This window comes from Plastoroseomonas arctica, assembly GCF_018128965.1.
GTDB classification, from domain to species: domain Bacteria; phylum Pseudomonadota; class Alphaproteobacteria; order Acetobacterales; family Acetobacteraceae; genus Plastoroseomonas; species Plastoroseomonas arctica.
In genome coordinates this window covers 124,163-136,846 of record NZ_JAAEDH010000013.1, presented here as the reverse complement: position 1 = coordinate 136,846, position 12,684 = coordinate 124,163, and the positions used below count along the sequence as shown (strand labels likewise).

At 70.1% G+C, this 12,684-nt stretch carries 14 protein-coding genes; 10 read left to right on the top strand and 4 right to left on the bottom strand.

The annotated features are described in order from the left end of the window. From GXW79_RS12775 to gloA, 6 genes are all read left to right on the top strand, one after another. The coding region (locus GXW79_RS12775; protein ID WP_211874780.1) for an OmpH family outer membrane protein at window positions 1-713 on the top strand (713 nt) is incomplete at its 5' end. A gap of 4 nt (window positions 714-717) precedes the next feature. Beyond that, window positions 718-1,827 carry a UDP-3-O-(3-hydroxymyristoyl)glucosamine N-acyltransferase gene (gene lpxD, locus GXW79_RS12770; RefSeq protein ID WP_211874779.1) on the top strand — a complete coding sequence of 370 codons (1,110 nt, stop codon included), beginning with the start codon at window positions 718-720 and terminating at the stop codon, window positions 1,825-1,827. Window positions 1,828-1,911: 84 nt separating this feature from the next. Then, window positions 1,912-2,385: a 3-hydroxyacyl-ACP dehydratase FabZ gene (gene fabZ / locus GXW79_RS12765; protein WP_456315833.1), complete on the top strand. Its 474-nt coding sequence runs from the start codon at window positions 1,912-1,914 to the stop codon at window positions 2,383-2,385. 3 nt (window positions 2,386-2,388) lie between these two features. Next, on the top strand, window positions 2,389-3,213 hold the full coding sequence (gene lpxA / locus GXW79_RS12760; RefSeq protein WP_211874777.1) for an acyl-ACP--UDP-N-acetylglucosamine O-acyltransferase: 825 nt from the start codon (window positions 2,389-2,391) through the stop codon (window positions 3,211-3,213). Continuing rightward, the gene (locus tag GXW79_RS12755) at window positions 3,210-4,052 is read left to right on the top strand and encodes an LpxI family protein (RefSeq protein WP_211874776.1); all 843 of its coding nucleotides are present in this window, start codon (window positions 3,210-3,212) and stop codon (window positions 4,050-4,052) included. The genes lpxA and GXW79_RS12755 overlap by 4 nt, the downstream gene beginning before the upstream one ends. A 5-nt stretch (window positions 4,053-4,057) precedes the next feature. After that, window positions 4,058-4,444, top strand: a complete 387-nt coding sequence (gloA, locus tag GXW79_RS12750) for a lactoylglutathione lyase (protein ID WP_211874775.1) — start codon at window positions 4,058-4,060, stop codon at window positions 4,442-4,444. Window positions 4,445-4,490: 46 nt separating this feature from the next. On the opposite strand, the gene GXW79_RS12745 is transcribed toward gloA, so the two are convergent. Both GXW79_RS12745 and GXW79_RS12740 read right to left on the bottom strand, forming a co-directional pair. Next, on the bottom strand, window positions 4,491-4,703 hold the full coding sequence (locus GXW79_RS12745; protein WP_211874774.1) for a hypothetical protein: 213 nt from the start codon (window positions 4,701-4,703) through the stop codon (window positions 4,491-4,493). A gap of 145 nt (window positions 4,704-4,848) precedes the next feature. Continuing rightward, window positions 4,849-6,576 carry a flavin-containing monooxygenase gene (locus GXW79_RS12740; RefSeq protein ID WP_211874773.1) on the bottom strand — a complete coding sequence of 576 codons (1,728 nt, stop codon included), beginning with the start codon at window positions 6,574-6,576 and terminating at the stop codon, window positions 4,849-4,851. 143 nt (window positions 6,577-6,719) lie between these two features. Here GXW79_RS12740 and GXW79_RS12735 point away from each other — a divergent pair, with 143 nt between their 5' ends. Then, a complete protein-coding gene (locus GXW79_RS12735; RefSeq protein ID WP_211874772.1) occupies window positions 6,720-7,343 on the top strand; it encodes a DUF2459 domain-containing protein in 624 nt (207 codons plus the stop codon). A gap of 191 nt (window positions 7,344-7,534) precedes the next feature. Here GXW79_RS12735 and GXW79_RS12730 read toward each other — a convergent pair whose 3' ends face one another. Both GXW79_RS12730 and GXW79_RS12725 read right to left on the bottom strand, forming a co-directional pair. Then, window positions 7,535-8,488 (bottom strand): Bug family tripartite tricarboxylate transporter substrate binding protein, encoded by a 954-nt coding sequence (locus GXW79_RS12730; RefSeq protein ID WP_211874771.1) that lies wholly within the window; start codon window positions 8,486-8,488, stop codon window positions 7,535-7,537. A 3-nt stretch (window positions 8,489-8,491) separates the two neighbouring features. Further along, window positions 8,492-9,397 carry an amidohydrolase family protein gene (locus tag GXW79_RS12725; RefSeq protein ID WP_211874770.1) on the bottom strand — a complete coding sequence of 302 codons (906 nt, stop codon included), beginning with the start codon at window positions 9,395-9,397 and terminating at the stop codon, window positions 8,492-8,494. A 235-nt stretch (window positions 9,398-9,632) separates the two neighbouring features. Here GXW79_RS12725 and rutA point away from each other — a divergent pair, with 235 nt between their 5' ends. The 3 genes from rutA to GXW79_RS12710 are packed head-to-tail and all read left to right on the top strand — an operon-like array spanning window position 9,633 to window position 12,669. Further along, entirely contained in the window at window positions 9,633-10,709 is a 1,077-nt protein-coding gene (gene rutA / locus GXW79_RS12720) for a pyrimidine utilization protein A (RefSeq protein WP_211874769.1), read from the top strand. Next, window positions 10,709-11,809 (top strand): ABC transporter ATP-binding protein, encoded by a 1,101-nt coding sequence (locus tag GXW79_RS12715; RefSeq protein ID WP_211874768.1) that lies wholly within the window; start codon window positions 10,709-10,711, stop codon window positions 11,807-11,809. Before rutA ends, GXW79_RS12715 begins: the two co-directional genes overlap by 1 nt. Further along, window positions 11,806-12,669, top strand: a complete 864-nt coding sequence (locus tag GXW79_RS12710) for an ABC transporter permease (protein ID WP_211874767.1) — start codon at window positions 11,806-11,808, stop codon at window positions 12,667-12,669. The genes GXW79_RS12715 and GXW79_RS12710 overlap by 4 nt, the downstream gene beginning before the upstream one ends. Window positions 12,670-12,684: the final 15 nt, after the last annotated feature.

Genomic DNA, 12,684 nt, shown 5'->3' with positions numbered 1-12,684 from the left:
AGCGCCCGCCCCAGGGCACGCAGCCGCCGGGCGGTCAGCCACCGCGCGGCCAGGCCCAGCAGCGGCCGCCGCAATCGCCCCAGCGCCCGCCGCAGAGCGGCCCGGTGCGCACTGATGCGCCGCCCCCGCTTCCCCCGGGCCAGCAGCCGCCCACTGCCATCATCGGCATCGTCGACGTGCCCGAGGTGCAGCGCGTCTCGAACGCCTTCACCCAGGTGCGCGAGGAAATCGAGCGCCGCCGTACCCGCCTCAACGACGACCTGCAGCGCGAGCAGGGCCGTTGGCGCGAGGAGCAGCAGCGCCTGGGCGCCGAGCGCGCGACGCTCACCGCCGAACAGCTGCGCAACCGCGAGCGTGAGCTGCAGGACCGCATCACCGATGCGCAGCGCATCTTCCGCGACCGCCAGCGCGGCATCGAGCAGGCCGCGCAGCAGGCGCTCAGCCAGATCGAGCAGGCCCTCGGCGTGGTGATCCGCCAGGTCGCGTCCAGCCGCAACATCAACATGATGCTGCCGCGCGGCGTGGTGATCTTCAACGATGCCGGCTTCGACCTCACCGAGGAAGTGGCCCAGCGGCTGAACGCGTCGCTGACGCGCGTCGCCATGCCGCCCGAGGAAGGCGTGCCGGCCGCGGCCGCCACCCCGCCCGCCACGCCGCGCCCGACCGCTCCGCCGGCGCCGACCGCGCCCCCCGCGCCGCCCCGCCGGAACTGAGCGAATGGCTGCGGACCCGCGTTTCTTCGCGACAGCGGGTCCGCACAGCCTGGCGGCGATTGCCGCCGCAGCCGGCGCCGGCGATGTTCCGGACGGGGCGCGCCTGTTCGCCGGCGTCGCGCCGCTGCAGACCGCGGGCCCGGATGATGTGAGCTTCCTCGACAACCGCCGCTACGCCGCCGCACTTGCCACCTCGCGCGCCGGCGCCGTCGTCATCGCGGCGGCGATGGCCGGGAAAGTGCCCGCGGGCTGCATTCCGCTGGTGACGTCGCAGCCCTATCTGGGCTTCGCCCGCGTCGCGACGCTGTTCCATCCGCAGCCCAAGGCGCGGCCGGGCGTGCATCCGGGCGCGGTCATCGGGGCCGGCGCCGAGATCGGCGAAGGCTGCGAGATCGGCGCCTATGCAGTGGTCGGCGCCGGCGCGGTGCTGGGGAAGGGGTGCATCCTCGAACCCCATGCCGTGGTCGGTGCGGGCGTCGTGCTCGGCGCGCGCTGCCGCATCCACAGCCATGCCTCGATCTGCCACGCCATCGCCGGAGACGAGGTCGTGCTCAACGCCGGCGCGCGCATCGGCGGCGAGGGCTTCGGCTTCGCGACCGATGCGACAACCGGGCGCCACGTCACGGTGCCGCAGGTCGGCCGGGTGATCCTGGGCGACGGGTGCGAGATCGGCGCCAATTCCACGGTGGATCGCGGATCGGGCGGCGACACCGTGCTCGGGCCCGGCTGCCGCCTCGACAACCTGGTGCAGATCGGCCACAACGTGCGCCTCGGCAAGGGCTGCGTCATCGTCGCCATGGCCGGGATCGCGGGGTCGGTGACGCTGGGCGACTACGTCGTCGTCGCGGCGCAGGGCGGGATCGCGGGGCATGTCACGGTCGGTGACCGCGCCCGGATCGGCGCCCAGGCCGGCGTGATGCAGGATGTCGAGGCGGGCACCGATGTGCTCGGCAGCCCGGCGCAGCCTTCGCGGGAGAAATGGCGCCAGATCGCCGTACTCCGCCGGCTCGCAACGGCTGCCATCGAGGCCGAGCGCAAGGCCGCGGTGCAGAAGGTGGCTGGTCAGGGTCGCACAGATTCCGAACGGAACGACGGGACACGGGAACAGGGCTAGCGGCGCATGGAGAGCGAGACGGAAGATCGCGCAAAGGCGCGTCACCAGAATGATGAAGGGAAGGCGCGTCACTTGGATGACGCCGTGAAGGCGCACGATGGCGAAGGCGAAGCCCCACTTGGCACCTTCGACATCGCGCGGATCATGCGCGCGATCCCGCACCGCTATCCTTTCCTGCTGGTCGACCGCATCGTCGAGGTGAAGCTCGACGAGAGCTGCGTCGGCATCAAGAACGTCACCATCAACGAGCATTTCTTCCAGGGCCACTTCCCGCAGGAACCAGTGATGCCCGGCGTGCTGATCATCGAGTGCATGGCGCAGACGGCGGCCGTGCTGGTGGTGGAAAGCCTCGGCCAGCACGCGATGGGCAAGCTGGTCTATTTCATGACCATCGAGAATGCGAAGTTCCGCAAGCCGGTCGGTCCCGGCGACCAGCTTCGGGTGCGGGTGGTGCGCGAGCGCAAGCGCGGCAATGTGTGGAAGTTCAACGGCGAGGCGCGCGTCGATGGCGTGCTGGTGGCCGAGGCGAATTTCGGCGCGATGATCCTGGATCGGTAGACAATGCCCATACACCCCAGTGCCATCATCGCGCCCGGCGCGCGCATCGCCGATGGCGCGACCATCGGGCCGTTCTGTACCGTCGGGCCCGATGTCAGCCTGGCCGATGGCGTCGAGCTCGTCTCGCATGTCGCCGTCGATGGCCACACCGAGCTCGGCGAAGGGGTGCGCGTGTTTCCCTTCGCCACCATCGGGCTGGCGCCGCAGGACCTGAAATACAAGGGCGAGCCGACGCGCTGCATCATCGGCGCGCGCACCCTGGTGCGCGAGGGCGCGACCATTCATCGCGGCAGTGTGGGCGGTGTCGGTGTCACCACGATCGGGCCGGACTGCATGATCATGGCGACCGCGCATGTCGGACATGACAGCACGCTTGCTCGCAACGTGATCCTGGCCAATGACGTGATGCTGGGCGGGCACGTGACCATCGGTGACACGGTGTTCGTGGGCGGCGGGACCGCGATCCACCAGTTCGTGCGCATCGGCCGGCATGCGGTGATCGGCGGCATGAGCGGGGTCGAGGCGGATGTCATTCCCTATGGCTCGGCCATGGGCAACCGCGCGCGGCATATCGGGCTGAACCTGATCGGGCTGAAGCGGCGGGGCTATTCGCGCCCGCAGATCCATGCGCTGCGGGCGCTGTTCCGGCTTCTGTTCCGCGAGCCGGGCATCTTCGCCGACCGGCTGGTGATCGCGGCGGAACGCTTCGCGGGCGACGCGCAGGTCGCCGAGGTGCTGGCCTTCATCGCGGCGCCGACGAAGCGGGGGCTGTGCAAGGCCGGCCGCGACCCGATCACCGAGGAAGAAGACGAGGCCGCGGGCGGATGAGCGCGCCCGCGCCGCTCGGCATGTTCGCCGGCGGCGGCGGGCTCCCGCATCGCCTGGCGGAGGCCGCCGCGGCGCAGGGGCGGCAAGTGCATGTCGTCGCCATATCGGGCTTTGCCAAGGCCGAGGATTTCGCACCCCACCGCGCCATCGAGCTGCGCTTCGGCCAGATCGGCCAGGCCCTGGAATGGCTGCGCGAAGCCGGCGTGCGGGAACTGGTGATGGGCGGCCAGATGCGCCGGCCGTCGGTGCTCTCGCTCATGCCCGACGCCGCCGGGCTGCGCATTCTCGCGAGGATTGGCCTCGCCGCCTTCCGGGGCGATGATTCCATCCATCAGGCGGTGATCAAGGTGCTGCAGGAGGAGGGCATCGAGGTCATCGGCGCCCAGGACCTGATCGAGGGGCTGCTGCCCAAGGCCGGGCTGCTCGCCGGCACCGTGCCGGACGACCTCGCGCGCGGTGACATCGCGCGCGGCATCGAGGTCGCGGGCGCGCTCGGCGCCGTCGATGTCGGCCAGTCCGTCGTGGTGCAGCAGGGGCTGGTGCTCGGCGTCGAGGGGATCGAGGGGACCGACGCGCTGATCGTGCGCTGCGGCGAATTGCGGCGCGACGGGCCGGGCGGGGTCCTGGTGAAGCGGGTGAAGCCCGGCCAGTCGCGCCTGGTGGACCTGCCCACCATCGGCCCGCAGACCATCGCGGGCGCAGCGGCGGCCGGGCTGCGGGGGGTGGCCTTCGAGGCGGACGGCACTATTCTCATGGAACGTGCCGCGACGGTCGCGGCGGCGGAGGCGGCGGGCCTGTTCCTGCTCGCCTTCGATCCGGCCAATCCGAACCAGGAGTGATCCCCATGCAGGGACGCATGCTGCACACCATGATCCGCGTCGGCGACATCGACCGGAGCGTCGCCTTCTACACGAGACTGCTCGGCATGAAGGAACTGCGCCGCCGCGACGTGCCCGACGGCAAGTACACGCTGGTCTTCGTCGGCTACGCCGAGGAGAACGAGCAGGCGGTGATCGAGCTCACCTACAATTACGGCGTGCACAGCTACGAGATGGGCAATGCCTTCGGCCACCTCGCGGTCGGCGTTCCGGACGTCGCGGCGGCCTGCGAGGCGGTGCGCAACGGCGGCGGCAAGGTGACGCGCGAGGCCGGGCCGGTGAAGTTCGGCACCACGATCATCGCCTTCGTCGAGGATCCGGACGGCTACAAGATCGAGCTGATCCAGCGCTGACGCCTTCGTCGAGGCGCCGCCACCAGGCGGCGGCGCCGGACGCGGTTCAGGTTTGCACGCTGGCCTGCCGGCGGCGTCGTGCGGGCGCTGCCGCGGCGACCACGGGCTGGGACGCGGCCATCAACTGCCGCGCTGCGAGGCCCAGCTCCATCCACGACCCGTAGGTCAGAGGCATCGCCGGTGGCTCCACGATCGCAATGGCGGCGCGTTCGCCGGCGGGCGGCGCGGCCTTGGTGCGGGTCTTCTCAGTCTGGGCCATGGTCTCGGCTAACATTGGATTTCTTAAAATTGGGCGAATCGGGAAGACCCCCGACGCGGTCGCATATGCCACAACGTAGATGGCGATATAGTGCCGCCACCGTGGCGGGCCGATGACGCCGCCGTGCACGACGCCGTGCGCTCCGTTATTCGTGCGGCAGCTCGCGCGCCTTGATCTGCAGCGCCAGGTACTTCGAATAAATGCGGCTCTGCGCCAGGCTGCCGGCGGTGAACCACAGCCCCGGCTGCGGCGTCGGGCGCCACATGTTGCGCAGCTCGCCCCCTGGATCGAAGCCCCAGACTGGGCCGACCTTGTCGGCGATGGCGTCGCCGAGGGCCAGGCGCACCACCTCCTGCTGGCTCTTGTAGCCGGTCGCCAGCACGATCAGCTCGGCCGGGACGATGCGTCCGTCGCGCATGCGCGCGCCATCGGGGACGAAGCTTTCGATATCGGCATATTGCAGCAGGCCGACCTTGCCCTTGGCGATGAGTTCGGAGCAGCCGACGTTGAAGTAGTACCCGCCACCGCGACGCAGATACATCATCTGGAAGCCCGTTTCATCCTCGCCGAGCGTGAACTGGAAGCCGCGCGCGGTGAGGCCCTCGATCATCGCCTTGTCGATCTCGGCCGAGCGCGCGGTGGAGAGCTGGTAGGCGCGCCGCAGCACGGGGTAGGGGGAGGCGGTGGCGAGCAGGTCGCAATCCTCGATCGGCACGCCCTCGCCGTACAGGGCATAGACCGCCTGGGCTTCCTTCAGGCTGACCACATAGGTTGGGTTGCGCTGGATGATGGAGACCTCGGCGCCGTTCGCCTGGAGGTCCTGCGCGACGTCATGGCCACTGGTCCCGGTGCCGAGCACCAGCGCGCGCTTGCCGCCCCATTCCGCGCCGGAGAGGAAGGCGCCGGAATGCATCGTGGTGCCGGCGAAGCTGTCCAGGCCGGGCAGCTTCGGGATGATGGGGATGGAGCTGACGCCGGTCGCGAAGACCAGGTGGCGCGGGCGCATCACGCGCTCGCTGCCGTCATCGCGCCGCAGCGTCACCTGCCAGCACGCCGCGCCGTCGTCATAGGTGCCGCCGGCGAGTTCGGTGCCCGTCCAGACGTTCAGCTCCATGCTCTCGGCATAGGCCTCGAACCAGTTGGCGAGCTTGTCCTTGGGGATATAGACCGGCCAGGTCGGCGGAAACAGCATGTAGGGAAAGTGGTTGACGTGCACCTCGTTGTGCAGCGTCAGGGCGTGGTAGCGCTTGCGCCAGTTGTCGCCCACGCGCGCATGGCGGTCGATGACCAGCGTGTCGACGCCCATCGCGCCGAGCCGCGCGGCGATGGCGAGCCCGGCCTGGCCGGCGCCGATGACGATGACGGCGGGGTCGCGGTCGGCATAGGCGCGCGCCTTCTCGCGCCGGTCGGCCCAGTTGTCGCCGCTGAACTGCCGCGTGCCGTGGACGGAATCGGGCGTGCCCTCGGGCTTACCGTGCAGGCCGTCGAGCGCGGTCATCAGAGTCCAGGCGCGCGGGCCTTCGGCCGTACGGATCAGGCGCAGCACGCCATTGGCGGGCCCGGTCGCGGTGTCGAAGGCAAAGATCGCCTCGACCACGCTCTCACCGGCGCGCATGACGCGGCGCGGCGCGGTGCGGGCAGGGTCGAGACGGAGGTCGCGCGGCGCGATGCGGGGCAGCGTTTCGCCCAGCCGCCGCGCGATGGCATCCACGCCGCTGACGGTGGTGAAATCCGCCCCGAAGGCGAGCAGGTCCCGCCAATGCCCGTCCGGCAGGAACAGCGCGGCGGCCGTCGCCGCATCGCCCGCGGCGAGCGCCGCGTCGAAGGCGGCGAGCCAGCTGGTCGCGGCGTGGTGCGGGTCTTCGCTCAGCATGGCCGTAGGTCCCCGCCATGTGGTTCATCCCCATGGCATTTGCGGGCATCATAGCGCCAAGCGGGCCGGGACCAAATGCGGCGTGACGCCGGCCCTCGGCCTACGCCACGCATCCGGTACGCGCCGCCCGGCGTAGGAAGGACATGATGCCAGGACCGACGCGACGCGCAGTGCTGGCCGCCATGCCGCTCCTGGCCTGCAGCAGGCTCGACCCCCCGCAATTCGCCGGCGCGCCGGATTGCGCCTGCGCCGAAGCCCTGAGCGTGGTGCGGCGAAGCTGGCACACCGACGTGGCGTTCGAGGCAAGGGCGCTGCCGCCGCGGCTCGAGGTGGTTGCGCGAGAATTGCCCAATGCCGCCTGGCTCTCGGTCGGGTTCGGCGACCGCGCCTGGTTCACCGAGGATGCGCGCGGGCCGCTGCCGATGCTGAACGCGCTGTTCGGCGGCCCCGCCGCGTTGCTGGTGACCGGCCTGCCGAGCCCGCCCGAGCGCGCCTTCGCCGGCGACGAGCAGGTGGGGCTGGCCGTCTCGACGGCGGGGCGGGAAGCGCTGCTCCGCTTCCTCGACGAACAGATCGAGGCGACCCGACCCATCGCGCCCGGCCCCTATGAGGGCAGCCTGTTCTACGGGACGCGGCTGCGCTACGCCGCCACCTATACCTGCAACACCTGGACGGCCGATGCGCTGCGGTCCGCGGGCCTGCCGATCAACCCCAATGGGGTTCTCCTGGCGAGCCAGGTGATGGCGGCGGCCCGCGCACTCAGCTGAGCGCTGCTGAAAGGCCGCTCAGCGCGGAACGACGACCGTCTCGCGCGGCGGCGGCGGGTTCGAGCTCGAGAAGCTGACGCAGCCGGCCAGCGGCACGGCGAGGGCGATCAGCAGGGCCAGCATCTTCATCTTCGATCTCCATGAAAGGTCGCCGGTCGAAACGCGGCGAAATTACCGGAGTTTCACCCCCCTCACTCGGCGCGGATGCCGACCCGCTCGATCAGGCCGCGCCACTTCACGACGTCATCGGCCAGGCGTGCGGCGAGCGGCACCGGACCGTCGAGGCGCAGCTGCGCCGCGCCGACCGCGAGGCGCGCGCGCAGGTCCGCATCCTCGCGCAGGGCGGCGAGCTCGCCGACCAGGCGCGCCGCGAGTGCCTGCGGCAGGTTTTTCGGCGCGAACATCGAGAACCAGTTGGGCGCGGCGTAGCCGGGCACCTGCTCGGCGATGGCGGGGATGTCGGGCGTCTCCGGCAGGCGCTCGGGCAACGAGGTGCCGAGCATGCGCACGCGGCCCTGCTGCGCATGCGCCAGGACCTCCAGCGTCGAGCCGAAGGCGAGGTCGATCTCGCCGGCATAGATCGCGGTCATCGCCGGCGCGATGCCGCGATAGGGCACATGGGTGAGTTCGATGCCCGCAAGCGCCGCGAACAGCGCGCCCGCCAGGTGGTTCGCGGAGCCCACGCCGCCCGAGGCATAGGTGTAGCGATCGGGTGCGGCGCGCGCGGCGGCGAGCAGTTCGGCGAGCGTCCGGAACGGCGAATCGGTGCGCACGACCAGCGCCGCCGGCACGTCGCAGATGAGCGAGAGCGGCGCGAGGTCGCGCACCGGGTCGAAGCGGAGTGCCGCCTGCAGGGTCGGGATGATGGCGATGGAGGAGGAGATGAACAGCAGCGTCCCGCCATCCGGCGCCGCATTGGCCACCTGCTGTGCGCCGAGGCCGCCGCCGGCGCCGGGGCGGTTCTCCACGATGAAGGTCGCGCCCAGGCGCTGGCCGAGTTTTTCCGCGATGATGCGTGCCGGCGGATCCTGTGGGCCGCCGGCCGCGAAGGGGATGATGATGCGCGGCTGGCGCACCGGCCAGGGCTCCTGCGCGTGCAGCACGGCAGGGGCGGCGAGCGCCGCGATGAGGGAACGCCGGCGCATGGGTCAGAACCCGTAGAGGCGTGCGGGATTGTCGACGAGGATCGCCCGCAGCAACGCCGCGTCGCGCTCGACCCAGCTGGCGAGCCGCGACAGGCCCGCGCCGTCATCCTCGGGGCGGAACGGCTCGATGGTCGCGAGGTCCGTCTGGCCACGCGCCGACCCGCCGGGATGCGGCCAGTCGCTGCCCCACAGCATGCGCGCGGGATTGGCCGCGATCAGCGCGCGCGTGATCGTCGCGGCGTCGGGGTAGCCGGGCAGCGTGGAGATGCGATGCGGCGCCGACAGCTTCACATAGGCATGCCCGGCGCCGACCAGCGCGAGCATGGCCGCGAAGCCCGGCTGGCCGAGGCCGAGCTCCGCCCGCGCCGCGCCCATGTGGTCGATCACGACGGGCAGGCCGAGGGACGCGATATCCGCCGACAGCGCCTCGATCATCGCGAGGTTGGTGAAGACCTGGATGTGCCAGCCCAGCGGCCCGACGCGCGCCGCGGTTGCCGCGAGCATGGCGCGGGCCGCGACGGGGTCGTTCTCGCCCGCGGTCTGCAGGTTCAGCCGCACGCCGCGGATCCCGGCCGCGTCCATCGCGGCGAGGGACGCATCGCTGGTCTCCGGACCGATCACCGCGACGCCGCGCGCGCGCTGCGGACCCAGCGCCCGCATGCCCCAGAGCGTCGCGGCATTGTCGGTGCCATAGGGGCTCGGCTGCACGATCACCACGCGTTCGAGCCCGAGGGCGAGCTGGTGCGCGAAGAGGTCCTCGACCAGCGCATCATCGGGCGTGTAGAGGCGCCGCGGCGCGAAGGCGAAGCGCGCAGCGGGGCCGAACACATGCGTGTGGCAGTCGCAGGCGCCTGGCGGAAGGATGAAGCCCGGCGGGCTGTGCGTGACGCCCAGGATGGCGCGGGTCATGGGGCGGGATCTCCGTCGTTGGCGCAGCATTCACGCTCGCGCCAGCGCCGTCCAGGGGTGCGGACGGTCGCAGGGGTGCCACCGATTTGGTCACGCAGCGGCGATGCTGCACGCAAAATGCCCCGCCACCACGCTGTTCGGGGAATTTGGGATGCCCGGTCGGGGTTTCCGCGTTGCCGCGCGCCGGGCGCGGCGCCTAGCCTTCGCGGCACAGCGCGAAAGAGTGGGTTCCTCCATGGACATCGGTGTCTTCCTCCCGATCGGCAACAATGGCTGGCTGATCTCCACCACCTCGCCGCAATTCATGCCGAGCTTCGACCTGAACCGCGCGGTGACGGAGAAGGCGGAGAAATACGGCTTCGAATTCGCGCTCTCGATGATCAAGCTGCGCGGCTTCGGCGGGCCTTCCGAATACTGGGACCACAACCTCGAAAGCTTCACGCTGATGGCGGGCCTTGCGGCCGTGACCACGCGGATAAAACTGTTCGCCTCGGTGGCGGTGCTGACGATCCCGCCGGCGGTGCTGGCTCGCATGGCGGTGACGATCGATTCCATCAGCCATGGCCGCTTCGGGGTGAACATCGTCTCGGGCTGGCAGAAGGCCGAGTACGAGCAGATGGGCACCTGGCCCGGCGAGGAATATTTCTCGAAGCGCTACGAGTACTGCTCCGAGTACGTCCGGGTGATGAAGGACCTCTGGGCCGAAGGCCGGTCCGATTTCAAGGGCGAGTATTTCCAGATGACGGATTGCCGCGTGAGCCCCAGGCCCACCCGCAAGATCGAGGTCATCTCGGCCGGGCAATCGGCGCGCGGGATGCGGTTCGCGGCCGAATACGCGGACTACAATTTCATCAGTGCGGGCGGCATCAACGACGTCACCAAGGTGGCCCCGCACACCGAGCGTCTAATGGCGGCGAATGCGACGGCCGGCGCGCATTGCGACGCGATGCTGCTGATGATGATCATCGCCGACGAGACCGACGAGGCCGCCATGGCCAAGTGGGACCACTACGTCGATGGCACCGACCTCGAGGCGCTCGCCTGGCGCGATGCGCAGGCCGCGGCCGACGTGAAGGCGGAGGCGCATTCGACGGTGGGGCGGATGGTGCGCTCGGACCGCGTGCCCACCAACATGCTGCGCCTGATCGGGTCCTACGAGACGATCGCCACGCACATGGACATGCTGGCCGAGACACCCGGCCTGCGCGGCGTGATGCTGACCTTCGACGACTACCTGATCGGCATGGAGCAGTTCGGCACCCGCATCCAGCCGCTGATGAAAAGCCGCCAGCACGTGATGAAGGCCGCCTGATGCCGGAGGCGCCGGTCCTCGCGCAGCTGGACCTGGAGCTGCGCAACCTGCGCAAGCGCTTCGGCAGCTTCGTCGCGGTGGATGGCGTGTCGCTGCAGATCGCGAAGGGGCAGTTCGTGTGTCTGCTCGGCCCTTCGGGGTGCGGGAAGACCACCACGCTGCGCTGCATCGCCGGCCTCGAGGAGCCCGATGACGGCGACATCCTGATCGGCGGGCGCGAGGTCACGCGCGACGCGCCCTGGCAGCGCGACATCGCGATGATGTTCCAGGATTTCGCGCTGTTCCCGCACATGAGTGTGGCCAAGCAGGTCGGCTTCGGCCTGGAGATGCTCAAGCGCCCGAAGGCGGAGGTCGCGCGGCGCGTGGCGGAGGTTCTCAAGGCCTTCGAGATCACCCCCTTCGCCGACCGCAAGCCGGCATCCCTCTCGGGCGGGCAGAAGCAGCGCGTCGCCCTCGCGCGCGCGATGATCACCGAGCCGCGGCTGCTGCTGCTCGATGAGCCGATCGGCGCGCTGGACTATTCGCTGCGCGAGACGGTGATGATCGAACTCAAGGCGCTGCAGCGGCGGACGGGCATCTCCTTCATCTGGGTCACGCATGACCAGAACGAGGCGTTTTCGCTCGGCGACCACGTGGTGGTGATGAACCACGCGAAGATCGAGCAGCAGGGCAGCCCGGAGGATATCCTGCAGCGCCCGCGCACGCCCTTCGTCGCGGGGTTCGTGCAAGGCAACAACGTGTTCCGCGGCACCATTGCCGGGATGGTGCGCGACCAGGCGCTGGTGCGCACGGCGCTGGGCGAATTCGAGGTTCCGCTGCTGGGCGCGGTGCCGACCCTCGGCAGTGCCGCGTCCTTCTCGGTGCGGGCGGAACGGCTGCGGCCGACGCCAGAGGCGGCTTGGCACAACCGCATGACGCTCACTTGCCAGACGGTGGAGTATTTCGGCTCGGTGCGGCGCTATATCCTCGCGCGGCCGGATGGGGAGGTCATAAAACTCGACCAGTTCGGCGCCGAGCCCGCCTATCTGCGCGTGGGCGAGGAAGCCGTGCTCGGCTGGCGCACCGAGGACGGCATGCTGCATGAGGGCGCGCCCGCATGAGCACCATCCGCATCCGCTCGCCGGCCGCCTATTGGCTCGCGGTGCCGGCGGCGTTGTGGATGCTGTGTGCGGTGGTGGTGCCGGCGCTGCTGATCCTGTGGGTGTCGTTCTGGGGGGGCAGGCAGTTCTCCGCCGCCTCGCCGCTGGTGCTGGACAATTACACGCGGTTCTTCGGCAACCAGACCTACATGAACCTGATCGTGCAGACGCTGATCCATACCGCGACGCTGATGGCGATCTGCGGCGTGCTCGGCTACTGCATCGCGTATTTCCTGGTGGTGAAGGTGCGCAACGCGAAGCTGCGCACCGCGCTGTTCCTGGCCTTCATCATCCCGTTCTGGACCTCCGCGCTGATCCGCGCGATCGCTTGGGTGCCGTTCCTCGGCACCAATGGGGTGATCAACAACGCGCTGATGGGCCTGGGGCTGATCGACCGGCCGGTGGAGGTGTTCCTCTACTCGCGCACGGGCATCTCCATGGCGCAGGTCTCGCTCTACACGCTGATGGCGAGCGGGCCGGTGGTGTACATGCTGGCGCAGATCCCGCCCGCCCTGCGCGAGGCGGCGATGACGCTGAAGGCGCCGCCGGGCGTGGTGTTCTGGCGCATCATCTTCCCGCTGACGCTGCCCGGCGTGGTGATCGGCCAGGTGCTGGTCTTCCTCAACGTGATGGCGGATTTCGCCACCGTGGCCACCATCGGCGGAAACAAGATCGCGCTGCTCGCGAACCTCATCCTGAATTTCTATGAGGGTGCGCAGATCCGGGCGGCCGCCGTCGTGTCCGTGATCCTGATGGCATGCATGCTGATCGGTGTCGTCGCGGCGATGCGCGTCGTCGACATCCGAAAGCTGGGGGCCTGAACGCCATGGATTGGC